General features: G+C 69.5%; 15 protein-coding genes and 1 tRNA gene. 5 read left to right on the forward strand and 11 right to left on the reverse strand.

Translation table 11 applies throughout. The features are described 5' to 3' along the window. Positions 1-100: 100 nt before the first annotated feature. Together V6V89_RS34640 and V6V89_RS34645 are read right to left on the reverse strand one after the other, a co-directional pair. Positions 101-1,483: a tetratricopeptide repeat protein gene (locus tag V6V89_RS34640; protein ID WP_334623800.1), complete on the reverse strand. Its 1,383-nt coding sequence runs from the start codon at positions 1,481-1,483 to the stop codon at positions 101-103. Positions 1,484-1,511: 28 nt separating this feature from the next. Continuing rightward, entirely contained in the window at positions 1,512-1,985 is a 474-nt protein-coding gene (locus V6V89_RS34645) for a MarR family winged helix-turn-helix transcriptional regulator (RefSeq protein ID WP_334623823.1), read from the reverse strand. A 47-nt stretch (positions 1,986-2,032) separates the two neighbouring features. Here V6V89_RS34645 and V6V89_RS34650 point away from each other — a divergent pair, with 47 nt between their 5' ends. Continuing rightward, positions 2,033-2,548: a VOC family protein gene (locus tag V6V89_RS34650; protein WP_334623802.1), complete on the forward strand. Its 516-nt coding sequence runs from the start codon at positions 2,033-2,035 to the stop codon at positions 2,546-2,548. Positions 2,549-2,558: 10 nt separating this feature from the next. Then, positions 2,559-3,434 carry a hypothetical protein gene (locus V6V89_RS34655; RefSeq protein WP_334623803.1) on the forward strand — a complete coding sequence of 292 codons (876 nt, stop codon included), beginning with the start codon at positions 2,559-2,561 and terminating at the stop codon, positions 3,432-3,434. On the opposite strand, the gene V6V89_RS34660 is transcribed toward V6V89_RS34655, so the two are convergent. The 4 genes from V6V89_RS34660 to V6V89_RS34675 form a co-directional block, all read right to left on the reverse strand. Then, a complete protein-coding gene (locus V6V89_RS34660; protein WP_334623804.1) occupies positions 3,431-3,886 on the reverse strand; it encodes an RrF2 family transcriptional regulator in 456 nt (151 codons plus the stop codon). The two genes, V6V89_RS34655 and V6V89_RS34660, sit on opposite strands and share 4 nt — an antisense overlap. A gap of 7 nt (positions 3,887-3,893) precedes the next feature. Further along, positions 3,894-4,820, reverse strand: a complete 927-nt coding sequence (locus tag V6V89_RS34665; RefSeq protein ID WP_334623805.1) for a helix-turn-helix domain-containing protein — start codon at positions 4,818-4,820, stop codon at positions 3,894-3,896. Positions 4,821-4,880: 60 nt separating this feature from the next. Next, positions 4,881-6,443, reverse strand: a complete 1,563-nt coding sequence (locus tag V6V89_RS34670; protein ID WP_334623806.1) for a S15 peptidase family protein — start codon at positions 6,441-6,443, stop codon at positions 4,881-4,883. A gap of 145 nt (positions 6,444-6,588) precedes the next feature. After that, positions 6,589-7,020 carry an SsgA family sporulation/cell division regulator gene (locus V6V89_RS34675; RefSeq protein WP_334623807.1) on the reverse strand — a complete coding sequence of 144 codons (432 nt, stop codon included), beginning with the start codon at positions 7,018-7,020 and terminating at the stop codon, positions 6,589-6,591. A 299-nt stretch (positions 7,021-7,319) separates the two neighbouring features. Between V6V89_RS34675 and V6V89_RS34680 the strand changes: the two genes are divergently transcribed. Together V6V89_RS34680 and V6V89_RS34685 are read left to right on the forward strand one after the other, a co-directional pair. Continuing rightward, complete coding sequence (locus tag V6V89_RS34680) at positions 7,320-7,808, forward strand: TIGR02611 family protein (protein WP_442935283.1); 489 nt, start codon at positions 7,320-7,322, stop codon at positions 7,806-7,808. Positions 7,809-7,861: 53 nt separating this feature from the next. Then, positions 7,862-7,933 (forward strand) — tRNA-Val (locus V6V89_RS34685). 164 nt (positions 7,934-8,097) lie between these two features. Here V6V89_RS34685 and V6V89_RS34690 read toward each other — a convergent pair. The 5 genes from V6V89_RS34690 to drmA form a co-directional block, all read right to left on the reverse strand. Continuing rightward, on the reverse strand, positions 8,098-8,769 hold the full coding sequence (locus V6V89_RS34690) for a hypothetical protein (RefSeq protein WP_334623809.1): 672 nt from the start codon (positions 8,767-8,769) through the stop codon (positions 8,098-8,100). 50 nt (positions 8,770-8,819) lie between these two features. Then, positions 8,820-9,008 carry a hypothetical protein gene (locus tag V6V89_RS34695; protein ID WP_334623810.1) on the reverse strand — a complete coding sequence of 63 codons (189 nt, stop codon included), beginning with the start codon at positions 9,006-9,008 and terminating at the stop codon, positions 8,820-8,822. Positions 9,009-9,754: 746 nt separating this feature from the next. Continuing rightward, positions 9,755-10,555: a DISARM system phospholipase D-like protein DrmC gene (drmC, locus tag V6V89_RS34700; protein WP_334623811.1), complete on the reverse strand. Its 801-nt coding sequence runs from the start codon at positions 10,553-10,555 to the stop codon at positions 9,755-9,757. Beyond that, positions 10,552-12,396 (reverse strand): DUF1998 domain-containing protein, encoded by a 1,845-nt coding sequence (locus V6V89_RS34705; RefSeq protein ID WP_334623812.1) that lies wholly within the window; start codon positions 12,394-12,396, stop codon positions 10,552-10,554. The genes drmC and V6V89_RS34705 overlap by 4 nt, the downstream gene beginning before the upstream one ends. Continuing rightward, positions 12,393-15,905, reverse strand: coding sequence for a DISARM system helicase DrmA (gene drmA, locus V6V89_RS34710; RefSeq protein WP_334623813.1), 3,513 nt, complete (start codon positions 15,903-15,905; stop codon positions 12,393-12,395). Before drmA ends, V6V89_RS34705 begins: the two co-directional genes overlap by 4 nt. A 160-nt stretch (positions 15,906-16,065) precedes the next feature. On the opposite strand from drmA, the gene V6V89_RS34715 reads away from it, so the two are divergent. Next, positions 16,066-19,776: an AAA family ATPase gene (locus V6V89_RS34715; RefSeq protein WP_334623814.1), complete on the forward strand. Its 3,711-nt coding sequence runs from the start codon at positions 16,066-16,068 to the stop codon at positions 19,774-19,776. Positions 19,777-19,779: the final 3 nt, after the last annotated feature.

The raw sequence follows: 19,779 nt of genomic DNA on the forward strand, positions 1-19,779 counted from the left end.
CCTCCCCATCACCACCACCCGAAACCCGCACCCCCGAAACGGGGTTATTCAGGAGCCTCCTAGGGCCCTGTCCTGTCGATCATTTCGACAGGACAGGGCCCTAGCGGGCGCGGGCGGTGCAGACGACGGGAGCGCGGCCTACGACCCTGGTTGAGTACACGACCGAGACGGTGAAGCAGAAGTCGGTGTCCTGGGCCAGCCCGTGCACGACGTAGCTGCTGGAGCCCGCTGGCAGGTCCTGGAACGAGCGCTGCTGCTGCCCTTCCGGTGCGCCCGCGAGGCGCACCGGTGCCTTGGCGCCTGCCGGGTACGTCCAGCTCAGCGTGATGCTGTTGCGGTTGTCGACGAGCTTCACGCTTGTTGGCGGGGTGCCGGGCCGGGCGGGGCTGGGCGTCGGCGACGGTGTCGGAGGGGCCGAGGAGGGTGCCGGGGTGCTGGAGGCTGAGGCGCTGGGTGCGGCCACCGGGCCGGTGTCGGGGTCGCGGTCCGGCTGCTGGTCCACCGCAGACAGCCCGATGATCACTGCGACCGCGCCGAGCGCCGCCGCGATCAGGGCGGCCAGTACGAGTGGTGCCGGGCCACGCCGCCTGGCGGGCGGCTCGCGGTGGCCGACCGGGACGGGCAGGTTTGGCGGCGGGTCGCTGCCGTCGTCTGTCGGCGGCCACCACGACTCGGCCACTTCGGGCGGGACGGGGTCCTCGTGCGCGACGGGTTCTGGAGCGGGCTCGGGCGGGGGAGCGTCATTTGAGGCCGCGTGGCGTGCTGGAGCCGCGGGGAGGGCGTGGCCGTTGCACAGGTGGTCGGGGTTGGCGGGAGCCCGGGACAGGGTCGCCACCTGCGCCGCCATCGGGTGCTCCGGTGGCAGGTACTGCCGGCACAGCTCTCGCGCGTGCGCCAGGTGCTGGTGCGCCTCGGTGAACTTGCCGCAGTCTCGCTCCATCGCACCGAGCCGGGCGAGCATCTTGATCCCGGCGGGGTCTGCGTCGCCGTACGCCTCGCGGGTCATGTCCCACGCCTCGGCGATCCGGGCGCGGGCGGTGTCGCAGTCACCCCGGGCGTACTCGACGGTGGCCAGGTCGGCGTGTGCGGCCAGTACCTGCCGGGACTCGGGGCCTTGCAGCGCGGTCAGCCCTTCGATCACCTCGGCGTACAGGTGGGACGACTCGCTGAAGTGGTTGAGCCGCTGGAGCACGGTGGCGAGCGTCGCCGCGGCCTGGATTGTCTGCTCGTGCCCAGGCCCGTACAGCCGGTTGGCCGCCACGTACGCGAACTGGGCCCATCCGCGCGCCGAGTGCGGCTCGCCCAGCCGGATCAGCACCCGCGAGTGCAGGCCGGCCGCGTCGGCCAGGGTTGCGGAGGCGTGCCGGGGATCGGTGTCGACGTGCGCCAGAGCGTCGGCGAGCAGTAGCTGGGCGGAGGGCAGGTCGCCGATCTCGACGAGGCTGTAGGCCCTGGCGGTCAATTCACCCAGTACTGCTGACACGTGCCTCATGGTGCTGGACCAGACACGATCAGTACAAGGGCCTCTCCGGGTCGAGATGACCTAGGAGCGCCTCGCTGATCTCACGCAGATTGGCCACCTGTTGCGGTGTGAGCTGGTCGAACAGGTGCGATCGCACCCCCTCGACGTGCCCCGGGGCGGCTGCCACCAGTACCTCGAAGCCATACTCGGTGAGGACCGCGAGCTGCCCCCGGCGATCTGTGGGGCAATCCTTGCGCCGCACCCAGCCGGACTCCTCCAGCCGCGCGACGGCGTGCGACAGCCGGCTGCGGGACGACGAGGTGGCCTCGGCCAGCTCGCTCATGCGCATGGTGCGCTCAGGCGCCTCGGAGAGGCGCACGAGGATCTCGTAATACGCGTGGGGCATCTGGGCGTCGCGCTGGAGCTCGCGGTCCAGGGTGTCGAAGAGCGCGCGCGAGCTGTGTAGAAACGCTCGCCAGGTGCGCTGCTCGTCTGCGTTCAGCCACCGGGTCACAGCACCCAGCCTACCCAAGTTGTTGAGGGCTCAACTACCGCGCTACCGTCGTAACCATGGGTGTTCACAGACTCAACCATGCCGTACTTTTCGTGCGCGACCTCCACCGCAGCGTCGCGTTCTACAGCGACGTCCTGGGTTTCCGCCAGATTGCCATGACCCCGGACGGCTTCCGGGGCGCCGCCTTCATGCAGGCGCCGGACTCCACCAACGACCACGACCTCGGCCTCTTCGAGCTCGGCCCCAACGCCGGACCCTCCGGCGCCGGCCGCACCACCGTCGGCCTCTATCACCTCGCCTGGGAGGTCGACACCCTCGACGAGCTGGAGCGGGTCGCGGTCCGGCTGTCCGAGGCGGGCGCCCTCGTCGGCACCTCCGACCACGGCACCACCAAGAGCCTCTACGGCAAGGACCCCGACGGGCTGGAGTTCGAGGTCGTGTGGCTCATCCCCGCTGACCTGCTCGATCAGGCCGCCATCGACGCCCGCAAACGCATCGGGCCGCTCGACCTGGCCAAGGAGAAGCAGCGCTACGGGGCGCAGACGGCCGGCGGGGTTGGCGTGTCGCGGTAGAAACTAAGGTATGTCCACCGCGATCGCAGGCGTCGTCAGGGAACTGCTCGTCCGATACCTCGACGCCTGGGCGCCGGTGGCGCTGCACGGTGCGCGGGGGGCAACCTTCGCGCAGGGCTGGTCCGGGGCGGTCGACGTCGATGCCGCCGAGGCGGCGCTGCGGGTGTTCGCGGAGTTCTCCGACCGATTGCGCGGGCGGCGCCTCGCCATGCTGCTCATAGCGCCAGATCCCGCCGACGCGGCGCGCCGCCTCGACGCGGTGCAGGCGGAGCTCGGCACACCTGCGGAATTGAGCGTGCACGCCGTGGCGGGCGACCCTGACGACCGGCTCGCTGTCGCGCTGAAGGCGGCGGGCGCCACCGGCGCACCGCTGCTCGCACACCTCGAAGACCCAGGCCCGCGGGCGATAGCCACCGCCGCCACGGCACGCCCCGCCGAGGTCCTTCTCGTCTCTGGTACCGGCCAGCCGCCCGACCCGCCATTTCCGTTGGCCACCCGGGTGGAGTTGGTAGACAACGGGTCAGCTCGGCTCGTCACGTTCGGCACGACGGCCGGCAAGAGCCTCGAAGCCTTCAAGAACGCGCTCTGGGCGGTCGACGAGTACGCGGGGGTGCGCTATCGCGACCCGCGCGACCCGGAGGGGCACCTGCTCGACATCTCGCTCAACCCGCACCCCGGACCGCTGCGGCGAGAGCTGCTGGCCCACCTGCGCACCGGCGGCGCGTGCACGGTCACCGACCTGCGCCGGTTCACGCTCACCGACACGGTGTACCGATCGGCCGACGCAGTGCGCGTGCTCACCGCCTTGTTGCAATCCGGAGCGGTGACCCGAGATCCCGAGCGCGGCCGCCTCTCCGGCGACGTCGTGATCGCACCAAGTCGCTAGCGAGGCTCCCAGGCGTCGGGGCGGGTCGTCAGCTTGCGAACGTGGGCGGGCATCTTGCCGCTCACCAGCTCGGCGAGGCTCACCTCGTCGACGACCTCGCGCACCGCCGCGCGCACCGCCACCCAGAGCCGGGGCAGGTTTTCCGCCGCCCCGTCGTACCTCGTCTCTTCGGGACGCAGCCCGCGTACCCCCGCCAATGGACCATCGACGGCGCGCAAGATTGATCCGATGGTGATGTCACGCGGCGGCGCGGACAACGTGTAACCGCCCTCGGCGCCGCGCTGCGCGCGGACGATGCCGGCACGGCGAAGGTCGGCGAGGACCGCCTCGAGGAACTTGCGGGGCATGTCTTGCTCGGCGGCGATGGCTTGCGCGGACATCAACGACGGGTGGGCGGACGCCAGGCTCAGCGCGGCGCGCACCGCGTAGTCTCCGCGCGCGGAGATCTGCACTCCTCCATCATGCCGTCAATGGGCTGGGCATGTGGTCGAGGGGTTCCCGTGGCCGGCGCGGCGAGGGCACCGTCGCGGCGTCGCGTGCCGTCTCGATGCGGAACCCGCCCGGGCTGTTGCCGACCTCGCGCTGGAAGAACCGGCCGAAGTTGGTCGGCTCTGCGAAGCCCAACCGCCGTCCCACCTCGGCCACCGGAAGGTCGGTGCCGGCGAGGAGCCGCTTGGCCTCCAGCGCCACCCGGTCGTCGATGATCTGCTTGGCGCTGCGCCCGGTCGCGGCCAGGCTGGCCCGGGTCAGGGTGCGCACGCAGCAGCCGAGGTCGGCGGCGTAGTCCTCGACGCGGCGGGTGCGGGCGTACCCGCGCTCCAACTCCTCCTGGAACCGGCGGAACGTCTCCGCCTCGCTCTCCGCCGGCCGTTCCCCCGTGCCGTCCAGCAGTCCGATCCGGAGCAGCAGCACGGCCAGTTGGTGGCGCAACAGGACGGCGGGTATGGCGGGCTCGTCGCCGGCACGATGCCGCTCGCAGTCGACGACGAGCTGGCTGACCTCGTTGATGACCGCGTCCTCGTTTTCGCCGGCGAGGTGCCAATGCGTCGGGCCGAGCGGGCTGTCGAGGGTGGCGGCCTGCGGGTGCAGCGGCGCGAGGATGCCCGGCTGCCAGCACACGAGCGTCGCGTCCAGTCCTGGCTGGCCACCCAGGCGCACCGCTTGCCCTGGCCGGGCCCACAGCAGCGTGCCAGGCCGGCAGGGGTAGGTCACGAAATCGATCTCGTAGGTGCCGTGACCGGTCGTGACCAGAACCAGCGCGTGATGGTCGAGAATCGACGCTCCGTCTGCGGAGAGCTCACTAAGTGTGAGGGTGCCTATCCCGGCCTGCCCGGGCGCGCATGCGGTCTCCAGCGCGCGGCCAACGGGTTGACCGAAAGCGACCATCACGAAGACCGTAACCGCCACGGGCTGATCTCGCACGTCACGAGCCCTTTTTCTGACACCTCAACGCAGTGGGACATCGATCCAGCTCGGTCCGGTCACGGTTACCGCGGCGCCGAACGCGTTCTCGTCGAGGTACAGCCCGTCTTCGGTGTCGACGACGAGCGAGAGGCGGTGGCCGGCCGGCACGTCCCACGCCGTCGCCGGCAGGGCCAGGTCGATCGCCTGAGTACCGCCCGACGTCCATGTGGCCGGGGCGTGCGCGACCAGCCTTCCCACGCCGAGGGCGTCCACGTCGTACAGGTAGGCGACGACGGTGCCGGTCGTGGCGCCCGGCCGCACGGTGAGGTGCAGGCGCGTGATGCCCCGCACCGCCGCGCCCCGCGGCAGCGGATCGGTCTCCCAGACGGCGCCGCGGCTGCGGTCGACGGCGGGCAGCCACGCCGACGGCGGGTTGCCGGTGAGCGCCTCCAGCCCGTTCGACAGCAGCACGACGCCCGCGCCGGCCACCGTGTCGCCATATGCGTGGAACGACTCGGTCCACCCCGTCGACGCCGTCGCGCTCAGCGGCCCGGTGGGGTCGTACCAGGGCGCTCCGCCGAGGTGGTATCGGGCGATCGAGCCCGTCACGTCGGCCCAGTTCCGGTACGTCTCGGTCGCCGTGGTTCCGCGTACTCGCAGGACGACCGGAGCGTCCGCGATCCCCGTGTCGGCACCCGTCAGGTACTCGTCGAACCACTGTCGCGCGCTTGTCCACACATGGTTGGGCAGACCGGCGAGGCCGGCCAGTTCGGGGATGGCGTGGTCGCCGGGCGACAGTTCCAGCCGCTTCGGGCCGGTGAGCGCCCCGAAGAAGTCGACGAGCTGGTTGGGCCCGAAGACGCTGTCGCCGTACGCGTTGGCCAGCAGGATCGCGGGCCGGTTGGCGCGGATGCCGTCCAGGTACGTCTGCGCCGAGCGCACCGCGCCCCAGGCGAGCAGAGTCGGGATGTTCCGCCTGGCGAAGTAGTCGTCGACGATCCGGTCGAACTCGTCGCTGGGCTGGCCGAGCAACTCGGCGGTCAGCTTGAGCAGCCATACCGCCTGCTGGTGACGCGTTTCGTCGGCGTACAGGGACTCGATCAGGTCGGTCCAGCCGGACAGCGCCGCGACCGCCCGGATGCGCCGGTCGTGCCCGGACGCGATGAGCCCGATCCCGGCGCCGTACGACACGCCGCCCACGCCGATCCGCGACGGGTCCGCGGCTGTGTGCGCGTCGAGCCAGTCGATGACCGCGGAGACGTCCGCGATATCGGCGGGACCGGCCGTCTCGATCCGCCCACCGGAGCTCCAGAAGCCGCGCGCCGTGTACGAGACCACCACATAACCCGCCTGGGCGAAGGCGCGCGCCTGGGCGAGGTACTCGGCGTCGTTGAGCCCCCAGCTCGAGATGAAGACGATGGCCGGGTGCGGACCGGCGGCCGTGGGCGCGATGACGTTCGCTTTGAGGACCGTGCCGTCGTGCGACGCGATGTCGACGGCGGTGAAGCTGGTGGTGGGGCTCGCGTCCGCCCGTGTCGGAGGCGCGGCCGCGACCAGGGTCAGGATGAGGATCGCAGGGGTGAGCAGCCGTCGGGTGAGCGCCATGGGAACCTCGCGGGGGATTGGCCGGACCCGGAGGACGGCCGGGTCCGGCGAGGTTTCCGAGGTGGCGCCACCGCGGCTAAGTTACCCAACGGTAAGGCACGTGTTAATGATGTTACAAGGGTCTATTTAGCGTGCTATCGCCTTTTCAGCGGCCGGCCAGCAGGCGGATGACCGCGGCGTCCACATCGAGGTGGTCGGTCTCCCTGCCGCGCGGCACCACGACGTACGTGCGCCGCAGGAAGCGCACGAGCACGCTGCGCGGCACCTCGAACAGCGCGTTGCCGTCCGGCGACGAGAGCGCCAACGCGACGAAGTCGCCGCGCGGCGTGGCCCACGGCCACACGCGCACGTCGCCGATGCCGGCGGGCTCATCCAGTCCCGTGACCAGCAACTCGCGAGCGAAGGACCAGCTCACCGCCTCGCCTCCCGCGGACTCCGCGTGGAAGAGCACATGGACGGCGTACGGGTCGGTCGGGTCGTAGCGCAGGCTGGCCCGTACTGGCAGCGCGGTCGCGTCCGGTGCGACGAGCCGCAGCGACGTCTCGACCTCTACGGTCGTCGGTCGGATGACACTCATGGACGTTCTCCCCCCGGCACCGCTGCGGGACGTACGTGCCCCGCGATTCCCATACTCAGTGGATACTCCTGATTACGCTCCGCCATACGCTGATCTCACCCACTAGTGGGAAGACGGCCTCGAATCACCGGTATATTGAACCGCTTTCATATAAAGTGTCCGGTTCCAATTCGATGATCGGTTCCGACCGGCGTCGGGTGTGGTTCAGACGTCGACTCACTCCGGTAACGTCCAGTCGTCCCGATGAGTGACGGGCCGCGTGAGACCGTGGGAGTGAAATGGTCACAAACCAGGCCGCAATGGGCGCGGTATCGGCGTCGTCGCCCGACGACGGCGGCCCGGTGGCTGCGCCTTCGAGTGTGTCCGCGCCTAACGGGCAGCCACCCGAGCGCCCGCGTTGGCGCGAGCGCGTCCGCCTGACCCTGGAGGTCATCCGCGCCAACCCAACCGGCAGGATCGCGCTGAAGGTCTTCGTCGCCATCGCCGGCCTCCTCGTCGTGGCGCTCGGCGCGGCACTCATCCCGCTGCCCGGCCCCGGCTGGCTCATCGTGCTCGGCGGCATCGGCATCTGGGCCATCGAGTACTCCTGGGCCCGCAAGCTGCTCCAATTCACCCGCCGCAACCTCAGGAAGTGGACCAGCTGGATCACCCGGCAGTCCTGGCCGGTACGCCTCCTGATCGGCCTGGTCGGGATGATCTTCGTTGGGGCGGTGGTGTGGCTCACGGTGCGGTTCAGCCTCGGCATCGATCTGGTGACGAGCTTCCTGAACTACATCGCGACGCACTGACCCCCGAAGATGCGGCGGTGGCGTCGCATCGGGTAGAGTTCGGTCCGCGCTGAGGGCGATTAGCTCAGCGGGAGAGCGCTTCGTTCACACCGAAGAGGTCACTGGTTCGATCCCAGTATCGCCCACACTTCCGCCGCGGGTCACAGGCCAGGTTCCTGATCTTGGGGCCTGGCCTGAAGATCATTTGACCGTCATTTGACCGTGGACGCAGCCTCAGCGGACCGCACCAGCAGTCATGCCTGGTTACCGGGCCCGCCTCGGTGGTCGTCTCGACAGGTCGTGACCTTCGCTACCGCTTCTTGCGGCCCTTGCCGAGCCACTTCCGCTGCGGCGGCTTGAACTCCAACACGTCCGCGCTGCGGTCCGGCTCAATGACGGTGTATCCGCGATTGCGCAGGGCGGCGACTGCGGTGTCCGGGTCTCGGCGGATAGCGGCGCGCAACTGTCGGCGGCGAAACTCGGCGCGAGTCTCCTCCAAGATCCGCTCCCATCCGGGCTTCGGATCAAGGATTTCTTCCGCGATCAGCGACTCCAGGATGTCCTCCAGGGCTGGCCGGTACCGCTTGCCGCCGACGGGAAGATGTAGCTTGCTGAGGCTGCCCTCTTTTTTGCCCGAGGCGATCAGCAGTTCGTCCCACGCCGCGCTGCCGGCCAACACCTGCATGTGCGCGTCCGGGTAGTCAGCCTTGTCGCGTTCATAGTCGTAGTGGAATAGCTCCGTGGCCGGGTTGCCAGCTGAAACCACGTAGGCAGACTTCGCGACGGTCAGGTATGCGTCGGAGTCAAGGAACAGGTGACCGGCAATCCGTAGCCAGCAGGGGCACGTGCCGACGGTCCGCATCCGTACGTCCTGGGCGGGCTTTCCTGGCCACATGCCGGTGCCAAACGCGACAGTCGCGTCGGGGCGTTCCACCACGCCGACGTAGGCGTCGTCGCACACCGTCTTGTTCAGCAGCGTCATGAGGTCCGACGCGAACGTCTCTGCGACGGCACGCGGGTTGCTCTTGCCGCTCACCCGATGGTCATCCAGAGGGCAAGCGCATCGGCGGACTGGAAGTCACGCTCGCGAGCTTGCCGGGCCAGTTCGTCGTAGGTGATGCCGAGCTCGTCGAGGCTGCGCTGCACGAATTGGTCCCACTCCTGCTTCGTGGGACGCCAAGTCTCAGGTTTGATGTTGTGGTCGTGCGCTACTGCCGTCATTCTGCTCGCCTTCCCAGGTGGCGGGTGGATCCTGGTTGGACGCGTCAACGGTAAGGGATGGGTCTGACAGTCGCCCGGTACCCCTACTTGGATCTCGCTCGCGGTGAGTAACGAACCTCTCAACTGGAGGTTACCGCTCTGTGTAGGTGGGTCAAGCCTCTGATCCGGTAGCGTCGATGAACGGACGTGTTTCTGGGTTCATCGGTCGGGTCGACCAATTGTCGGTTGCCTGACAGACGCTTGCCGGTGGGCACATCTGCAGCCAGCTCCTACCTCCGCTTTCCGAGGCCCGGCAAGCCGCCTGAGGTGACACGGGAAATCGATGGCGCCGACGGTGCACGCGGCGTCACCTGACGTACGGATCGAAGCACCGCCGATAGACTCGGGTCCCAATGCCGCTGTCCAGTCTGATGAAGGTATTCGATCAAGGCCTCTTCGGTCGGTTCGGGCAACGCATGGCCGTGCTGGCACAGACACTGTGCGCATACAAGGATGATCTTCCGCCCGCGCTTCAACCGGTTCGAGCGCGGTTGGAGGCGCGTCGGGTCTGTCTGCCGGTCGCACACCTCGCATCGGTCAGGGGCGGCCGACGGGGTTCGCCTTCGCGATCTTCTGGCAGCTGCGCTCGCCATCACGCGAGTCTATCGGCACACAAGGGCCCGCATCGCAGACGTTCGCGGCGAAGTCGATCATCATGGTCTGCATCGGTGTCGATGCCACATGGATGTCGAGTCACCCGCGCACAATTACTGTAGGCGCTGCAGCTGCTCGAACGGTGGGCTCATCAGCGCTAGGAAGTGTTGGACGAGTCGTTTGACGACGTGGGGGTCGTGTAGGACGACGCCAACTTCGAGGTTGTGCGACAGGGCCCGGTCGGTGAGGTTGGCGCTACTGATCAATGCGGCACGGGTGTCCGCTGCAATGATCTTCGCATGGAGGGCAGCGCGCGAGTTGCCGGTTACCGGGCGGTGCTGTGCCGGCCAGTACCAGAATCGTGCGCGATCCCGCAGCGCGGCGAAGGCGTCAGAAGCGCTGGCGTTCCCGCGCAGGGTGCCGCCGTCGGCAGCGGTTCCTTCGAGTACGAGGTCGATGCGCACGTCCCGCGCGGCTGCGTCCGCGAGCTCGCGGACGACGTCGGCGACGCCGTAGGCGGCGAAGCTGACGATCAGCAGAGAATCTCGGGCGGCTCGGACCACCTCGATGACGACTGAGCTGGTCAGGCGGACCGGAACGGATGCGCTCGTGGGTCCGCTGATTACCAGTTCGGTGCGGTCTGCGTCCGCCCGCTGCTGGAGGTTGGCCGCGGCGCGGAGCGCGAGCGCGACGCCGGCGCCGGCGAGGTCTGGGGCGTAGGAGCGCCAGGCGTCGACGAGCCGTTGTGCGTTCGTGGCGACCGCGTAGCCGGGCCGGGTATCGATGAGGGTGGCCTCGACCGCAGGCGTTGGCCTGGACGCGGTGGATAGCGCCGCGGCCCACGCCTCGATATGGCTGACCGGTAGGTCAGCGGCCACGTCGGCGAGCACTAGGGCGAGCGCGTCGTGGCTCATCGGGAGAAGAAGCCGAGGCCGGTGTCGACGAGGGTGTCGACCAGCAGAGCGCGGTCGAGGTAGTGGTTGCCACGTTCGCAGGAGGTTTCGGCGGCGAAGAGGCAAGCGTGGCAGGCGGCGGCGGACAGGCGGCCATGGACGGTGGGGTCGTGCTCGGCGCAGAGGGGGTCGGAGCTGCATAGGCGGGCGGCTTCGAGGGCGCGTTCGATGAGTGGGCCTAGCCGGTCGGTGCGGCCGAGGGAGACGAGCCCGCCGAGGGTGCCTTCGCTGTCGGGTGCGGCTGTGTAGAGAAGGACGCCGGCGGTGTTGGGTTCGCCGTGCCGGGCGTAGATGCGTTCGCCGATGCCGGCGGCGCTGTACCCGCATTCGAGGGCGAGCTCTCGGATGAGGACGTGGGAGAAGGTGTGTAGTAGCAGGTATCGCAGGCCGGGCCATCTGCCGGGTGGCAGACGCCGCTGCGCCCGCCACATCTCGTGTGCCCGGATGAGGAGTTGCTCGCGTTGCTTGACGTCGGGTTGGTGTTCCCAGGCCGTGATGCGGTCTTCGTCGAAGCGGAGGAAGATGCCTTCGCCGCGCATCTCGGCGCAGGGCACCCAGGTTGGGTCGTCGATGGATAGGGGAGCCCGGCGTAGGTCGGCGGTGTCGAGCACATCCCATTCGGGCGCGTCGATGCGGGTGAAGCCGTAGAGGGCGGCGACTTCGCGGAGGCGGGGGACGAGGACGACGCGGGCGAGCCAGTCGCGGTGGGTTCGCGGTACGCGTTCGGGCCGTGTGGTGAAGTCGGGCAGTTCGGTGCCGGTGTCGGCGGTGAACGCTCGCCATTCAGGGGTGAGCAGGTCGAGGTCGTCGTTGTCGTCGTGGCTGGCATCCGGGCCGGCTTGCGCCCGTTGCTGGATGGCTTCCCAGACCCGGTCGACGCCGTAGGGTTCGAGTTCGGGCCAGCAGGTCTGGGTGGGCATCAGCAGCTTGGCGTTGTCGGCCGGCAGGCCGGCGAGTAGTTGGAGGGTCGGCCAGTATTCGGCGACGGCTTGGTCGACGGGGTGTTCGGCGCGGGGGAGGCTGAACACGCGGAGCTGCATCGCGAACCAGCTATTGGTAGCACCCAGCGCCATGGTGCGAACGGGGGCGTCACATGGCTCATAGGTGCCGAGGTGGGGGTGCCGACCGCGGCAGGCGGGCAGGTTTTGCTCGGCGAGCATGCCGATGGCGTCGGACATCGGCCGGCGCATCTGGCATTGGTCGCAGGAGACGAAGATGTTGATAGTCTCGCCGGTGCTGCCGCGTTCGGAGAGCTGGAGGGAGTGCCCGGCTCCGGGGTCGGCGCCACGGTGGACGAAGTAGGCCCAGGGGAAGTCGTCGAGGTGGCCGTTGCCGCAGGCCATGACGAAGCGGGCGGGGACGGCAGTGGGTCGGCGGCCGCCTTGTCCGCGGCAGGAGTGCACGTAGCGCACCTTGTCGGGCAGGTACGCGTGCGGCAGCAGCTCGAAGAAGCCGGCGTCGGCGCGGGCGAGCCGGTTGCAGCGGGTGTCGGAGCAGCGCAGCCAGGTGGGAAAGAGCGCGACGGGTACGCCGACGCGGGCCCACTCGGCGAACGGGTCGGACGTCTCGGGGAGGTGGGGCGGCAGGCGGAGCGCCTGTACCTGCCGGCCGAGCCGGGCGCGTATCGCGGACAGCAGCCGCTCTTCGGTGACCAGCGGCGAGCGGGCAAGTTCCCAGTGATCCAGGCCGAGCGTCATGACGGAAAGGCTGGGCAGGTCGGCGACCGAGCCGACGCCGTAGGTGTGCAGGAGCTGGTTTGGGCGCAGTGCGCCGACCCGCATGTTGGTGCGTGGCTGGTTCATGGCGTCACCGCCGAGGCGTTCGGGTCGCGCGGTGCGAACGGTGGCGGGTTGTCTTCCGCGACGCCGTCGACGAGCAGTTGTAGTTGGATGCCGGGTTCGACGTCGCGCAGCGAGGTGGGGCTGGTCATCTGCCGCCAGCGCCCTTCCTCCGGGCGGTGCAGCAGTCCGGCGACGTCGTCGCTGCGGAACGGTCGGTCGTACGCCAGCCGCCGGGAGGGGACGGCGCGCTCGCGGGCCCACAGGTCCAGTCGTGCCTCCAGTTCGTCTTCGACGCGCTGCCGGATCGCGTTGTCGGCGGCGACGTCGCTGCGCCGTTTGAGGAACCGTACGACGTGGTCGGAGAGCTTGCCGTGCCGGTCGAACTCCTGCGCCCGTAGGTTGCCGTTGTACGTGGACTCCAGGTCACGTACCAGTGCTACGAGGACGCCAGTGAGGCCACGGTCGATCGCCCTTTCGGCGAACGGGGTGAGAGACAGCGCCTCGACCTGCCGGTAGACGTTGGCGTGGAAGTGGTCGAACTGCTCGTAGTGCGACAGGTCGCGGGGGCGTGCCCAGTTGAAGACGGTGAACACGAGCCCTGGCGCGGCCCGGCCGACCCGGCTGGTCGCCTGGATGTACTCGGCTGTCGACTTGGGCTGGTTGGCGACCACCATGACGCCCAGGCGCGGTACGTCAACGCCGACGGCGATCATGCTGGTGGCCAGGAGCACGTCGATCGGCGGTGCCGACCCCTTGGCGCGGGCGGCGCCGAACCGGACAGCGAGCTGGTCGAGCAGCGGCCGGATCGCGTCCGAGGGCATGCGGGAGGTCAGCTCTTTCAGTTCCGGGTCGTAGCGGCGGGCCAGGCCGCGCTCGTCGGCCCGGATAAGCCGGGTGGACACGTCGTCTTCGACGAGGCGTCGCATGCCGCCGAGGTCGCGCAGGCTGTTGAAGTAGCCGATCAGCGTCATGTACGGGTCGGTGACCGGGTTGCGGCCGTACATCTCGTGGAGCTTTTGGGCCGCGCCGAGCACGGACACGTACACCCGGATCAAAGTGGACTTGATGCGGATACCGTGCGCGCAGATGCCCACGTACCGGCGACCGGGGCGCTCGTTTGCGGTGCGCTGCCGCGCGAAGAAGCTGTCCGAGGCGTCCAGACCAGGTGGCGGGAAGACCTCGGTGCCCCGGTTGAACAGGGCCTCGATCTGCCGCGGCGCGCGCCGCACCGTGGCGGTCGAGGCGATCACCTTGGGCCGTGACCAGCGACCCCGCTCCGGCTCCCAACTACTAAGCCGGTCCACCGCCGTCTCGTACAGCCCGACCAGCGAGCCGAGCGGCCCGGAGATCAGGTGGAGCTCGTCCTGAATGATCAAGTCTGGCGGGCGCAGTGGCGTGCAGGCGACGATCCTGGCCGGCGGGGCGCCGCCCTTCAACCGGTGGGTGGGAGCCTCCCAGCTGGCGCGTTCGATGTCTTCGGTGAGGTAGCCGTGCCGCTCGCAACGCTTGCTGACCCGGCCGAACAGGGCTGCGGTCTCGCCCTTCCACGGGAGCTGGGCGAACTTGTCGACGGTGGCGATGAGTAGTGCCGGCGGGTGGCGGTAGATCTCCTCGTCCACCACGAGCACGGGCAGGCCCTTCTCCTCGGCTGGCGCCAGGAAGGTGCCGGTTTCGCTGAACGGGCAGTCAGCCTCCGGGCAGATCACCAACGTACGCAGGTAGATCTGCTCGACGGAGATGTCGCGGCCCGCCTCGATCCGGCTGCCGCACCACGGGCACGAGGTCAGCTGGTGCGGCGAGCCTTGCCCGCGGGTGGCCATGCCCCGGCCGCGGCGCTGTTGTGCCAGCCAGTCCTCGGCGTCCCCCGTCCGGTTTGGAGTAACGCGGCCACCGACCCATAGCCCGATCCGCATCGGCGTCTCGCCCCAGGTCTGCGGGTCGGCCCGGCGCAGTGTCTCGGCGGCGCAGATCAGCGTGGCGGCCCGTTCGAACTGCTGGATCGTCAGCAGCCGCAGGGTGTAGCGCATCAGTACCGCCAGGCCCGCCTTCGGGTCCAGGCCGCCAAGGGCCGGCTGGAGCCGGCGCACGCCAACCGTGAACGCGGTCAGCCCGAGGTATGCCTCGGTCTTGCCGCCACCGGTCGGAAACCACAGCAGGTCGGCGATCGCCTTGCGGCGGTCTTCGCTGCGCTCGGGATGCCGTGGGTCAGCCAGCGCCGGCAGGTTGAGCAGCACGAACGCCAGCTGGAACGGCCGCCATCGGTGGTTGTCAGGGTGGTCGGCCTGTGCAACGGCCTCGGCCAGTGGCTTGGTTGGCTGCTCGCGCCTGACAGCGGCCACCACGCTGTGCACGCGTTGCAGGTACATGGCCCGGTTGGCGAACCCAAACGCGCGCCGCGCATCCGCGTCAGCAGTCAGTAGGTCGATGCCGGCCTCGATCCGGTCCGCTGCCCGCCGGGCGTCCGCCATGGCCGCCCGTACCTCGTTTTGATAGCCATCGAGGCGGCGTGCGGCGTCGTCGGCGCTGGTCTCCTCGCGCTCGATCCAGGCGCGGAAACCGGTGACCAGCGGCAGCAGAGCGGCCGTCAGTGCTTCCGGCGACCCGTCGCAAAGGTCGGCCAGCCGTTTCATGTCCAGCGCCACGTCGGCTAGCTCGGGCAGGTCCTTGTCCGCCTTCGCACTCGGCACATCGGTGAACGGCAGTTCGTGCTCCGGCACGGTCCGGGTGCGGATCGTGTGCGCACGCATCAGATCGCCGGCGAGTCGCTCCGCTTTCACCGCAGCGCCGTGTCCGACCGCGAACTCTGGGTAGAAGCGGTACGTCATCGCGAGCCGCCTGCGCTCGGCCTGGTCGGAGGCGTCGCCCCCCGAGACCCGCTCCGGGCGGGGCACGAATGCCGGTGGCTCCTCGGCGCCGGTGGCCGAGAGCTCGACCTGGAAGATCCACGGTGTGGCGTCCCGCCGTTGCGGCGCCGGCTGGCGATTTTCTAGGAACAGCGAGACTAGCCATTGCCCGTCGAGCCGGCGAGCCCGCCCGCGGACCACGACCGACGGCTGCTCCTCATCGACCGCTTCGGGGCCGAGTAGTCCCTCGACAAGGGCGACCTTGACAGAGCCGCCCTGCTGCCGGCGGCGCCACACCCGCTTCCCGGCGTGCTCCGCCTGTTCGGACATGACCCGCTCGTAGCGCGCCCACTTACCGGTGACCAGCAGTGCCGTGACATCGCCGGCGACGCTGGCGGTGAAGCCGATGGCTGACGGGGACAGGCTCGGCACGTTGGGCGCGCTCGGGTCGGCCGCGCCCTCGATGATGTCCGGCGTGGCGGCCTCGGCCAGATCGTCCTGGGTGTCCGGCTCCACTGCCACGCCGTTGGGCGCCAACCGCCCAACGATGTAGCGATCGAGCGGGTCCTCCCGAAACTCCTCCTCCGGTCCACCAAGTGGCCCGAGCAGGTCAGCGAGCACGAGCCGTTGCAGCTCGTCCCGGATCGCCCGCGCATCGGGAACGGCCAGCACACTATCCGCAGCCATGACGGTCACCGTAGCGGGTCGATCGGACACTTTGCGCTCCGAAGAGGTTCGCGTCGTGCGAGTCTGGACTAACATCGTGCGCTTGGCGGGCCGCCCGGTTTCGGCCCGGGTGTCCGTACCGCCGCCCACCCCGATCCCTCGCTGAGCGCTGGAAGTGATCGTGCAGCATCTGACCGTACGCGTGGCCTGGCACGACAACGCATGGAACGGCACCGTGTGCCGCCGTCCCTCCGGCAACCCCTACTGCCTGGACCTGGACCGGATCCGGCAGGAGCGGCAGGATGCGTACGAGGACGGCATAGCCGGCAAGGCGTTTGTCGACATCGACCTGACCAAGCGCCCGCCGTGCGCCGCGGAGTCGGGCGCCTTCATGAACCCGACGCCCTGGGTGCGGCAGTTCAGGCATCCGTACGCCGAGCTGCCGAAGACCAGGCAGACCCACGGGCATCTGAGGCCGACAAACGTCACGGTGCCGCCGTACTCCACCTTCGCGGTGCCGTTCGCGTGGATGCTCCGCGAGCGCTCGGCCGAGATCGAGCACGGCCTCCCCGAGCCGCTGTCGCCCGACGTCGAGCCGCCCTTCCCATCGCCGTGGGTGTTTCCCGCTCCCCGCCAGCGCGAGCTTGTCGATGCCTGCTTCCGGCAGATCACCGAGAAACGGTCGCTGGTCATGTTCTACACCAAGTCGGGGCACCCGCTCGGTGACCACATCAACCGGTTGGTCGTGGGCATCGGCCACATCGACAAAATGGGCGGGATCAGGGAGTACGACGCATCCGCCAGCGCCCCCAGCTATCCGATGTGGGATCGCCTGATCAGCCACTCCATCCGGCCTGCCGGCACCGACGGCCTGTTGCTGCCCTACCACGCGTACCTCGAGCCGACCGGTGACCCGGAGCTGGACGCCCACCGGCGTGAGCTGCTCACTGAGATCGCCGTCGCACCCGAACCGGGCCACATCATGAAGTTCTCCTACGGCAGCGAGGTCGCCTCCAGCGACGTCACGCTGTCCGTACTCGAACGCATGCTCATCGCCGTGCGCGCCGTCATCCGTCACGGCGTGGCACCCGGCCCGTGGGCCGAGCGCGAGGAGTGGATCAACGCGCGGATCGCCGAGGCGTGGGCGGACCGCGGCGCCTTCCCCGGCGCCAGCGCCGTTCTGGAGGCGCTGGGGCTTCGCCTGGCCACCGCGCTCCTGCTGGAGCTGAGCCGCGATGGAAGCCTGCGTTCCACGCAGGATCCCTGGCCGCTGCTCGACGCCCTGATCCGCGGCCGGCAGGCAGCACCCGGCCCGACGTACGCCGCGGACCTCGCCGCCGTACGGCAGACCTGGGTCGCAATGCCAGAGCCGCGCCGCGACTTCGTCAAACTGCTCAGCCGGTTTGCGATCACTACCAAGGCCGCGCGACGCTGGCTGGAGCCCGAGGAACGCACGGCCGGCGCCCTCCGCGCGGTCTCCGATCTCGACATCATGGCCAACCCGTACCTGATCGCGACACTCGACCTCGGTGATGGCTCCGAGGACTCGCCGGTGTCTCTGACCACAGTGGACAGGGGACTGCTCCCCGACCCGACTGTCGCCGGGGCGGCCCCGGTGCCCCAGCCCAGCCGGGTCGACTCACCCGCCGATCCCCGGCGACTTGAGGCGGCCCTCGTCACCGTGCTCGGCGACGCGGCCGGCAACGGAGACGCTCTACTCACCGTCGGCGAAGCACTGGAGGCCGTCCAGGGCCTGGGGCTCACACCGGCACCGCCCATCTCCACCGACTGGGTCACCGGCCACGTGCATGACGGCCGTGCCTCGCTCCGCCTGATCGATGCCGGCGCCGCACCCCGCTGCCTCCAGCTCGCTGGCCTTGCCGACCGCGGGCGATGGCTCGCCAAGCTCCTCCGGGCCCGTGCCGAGAAGCCACTGCCCAGCCTCGGCGAAGACTGGCATCACCTACTGGTCCAGGCCATCCAGGATGGCGGCAGCACCGTCGACGAGGCCAACACCCGCCACGCGGACGCACTGAAGGAGCAGGCGGCGGCGCTCGAACGCATCACCACCCGCCGACTCGCCGTGCTCGTCGGCCGGGCCGGCACGGGCAAGACCAGCGTGGTCGGCGCCCTGCTCGCCTCGCCCAAGCTCCTCGCCGGCGAAGTCCTCCTGCTCGCCCCCACCGGCAAGGCGACCGTCAGGCTGGCGCAGAAGACCAACGCCCACGCCCAGAACATCGCGCAGTTCCTCCACGGGCTCAAGCTCTACGACGGCAAGCGGCAGCGCGTGCTCTTCACCGGCAACGGTGCTCACCGCAAAGAACGCACGGTCGTCATCGACGAATGCTCCATGCTCACCGAGGACCAGCTCTACGCGGTACTCAAGGCGCTCGACCTCGGCCACGTGCAGCGCATCATCCTGGTCGGCGACCCGCACCAACTGCCGCCGATCGGTGTCGGCCGTCCGTTCGCCGACCTCGTCGCGGAGCTCGACCGGGCCGCCGAGGCCAGCGGCCCGGCAGACGCCGCCCTCGCGGGGGCGCTCGGCCGGCTCACCGTCGAGCTTCGCACCACGACAGGCGGCCGCCCCTCCGACATCCTCCGGCTCGCCTCCCTCTTCACCACCGGCACCCAGCCCGTCGACGGCGACAGCGTGCTGGGCGAGCTGGCCGCCAACGCCGAGGCCGACGCCACCAAACCGGGCGCCGGCGGGGACGACTCCGATCTCAAGCTGATCTTCTGGCAAACGCCCGAGGAGCTACACACCAAACTGCTCGACGAGCTGGCCCTCGCCCTGGGGATGAAGCACCCTGACGACGCCGAGGGATACGCACGAGAGCTCAAGCTCACACCCGAAGGCTGGGTGCCCTTCTCGGATCACTCAGGCGCGGAACGGTTCCAGGTGCTCTCCCCGGTGCGGATGCGCGACTGGGGCACGTTCGAGCTCAACCGCTTCCTCCAGGGCCACTTCCGGGCGGCTGACCTCCGGCGTGCTCGCCGGCCCGGAGGCCGCAGCTACGGCCCTGAGGAGATCGTCCCCCGCGACAAAGTCATGCTGCTACGTAACGGGTGGTTCTACGGATACGACTTCGGCCTGAGCCAGAAGACCAGGCCCTACCTCGCGAACGGTGAGGTCGGCCTCGTCGCCCGCGAGAAGAACGGCTGGCTCAGCGTCTCGTTCGCCGAACGTGAGCGCCTCCAGGTCAGCTTCAAACTCGTCCCGGCCAGCGCCGAACGCGTCGACCTCGAGCTCGCCTATGCGCTGACCATCCACAAAGCACAAGGAAGCGAGTTCGGCGCGGTCATTGTCGTGGTGCCGGCCGAGAGCCGGCTAGTCACGCGCGAGCTGCTCTACACCGCCATCACTCGGGCCCGGCAGAAGATGGTCCTGCTCGTGCAGGGCACCAACACCGATGGGCTATACGCGCTGAGCCGGCCCGACCACAGCGAGACCGCGCGGCGCAACACCAACCTGTTCACAGCAGGGATCCGCCGCACGGACGCGGGCGTCCCGTTCGCCGAACACCTCATCCACCGAACCGTCCGCGGCGAGCTGGTCCGCTCAAAGAGCGAGGTGATCATCGCCAACCTGCTGCACGCCGCCGGCGTCGACTACCGCTACGAACGGGAGCTGCACGGCGCGGCCGAGCCAGGCGTCGTCCGGCCCGACTTCAGCTTCGTCGACTTCGCCGGGGACACGATCGTCTGGGAACACCTCGGCATGCTCGACCGCCCCGACTACCGCGACTCGTGGACCCGCCGTCGGGCATGGTACGAGGCCAACGGCTTCACTCTGGGCGTCAACCTCTTCACCTCCGAGGAGTCCGGCGCGGGTCTGGACTCCTCGGCGCTCGACAAGCAGGTCGCCCAGATCAGAGACCTCGTCATGTGACTC

It is taken from the genome of Micromonospora sp. CPCC 206061, from assembly GCF_036906915.1.
In the GTDB taxonomy this organism is placed as follows: domain Bacteria; phylum Actinomycetota; class Actinomycetes; order Mycobacteriales; family Micromonosporaceae; genus Phytohabitans.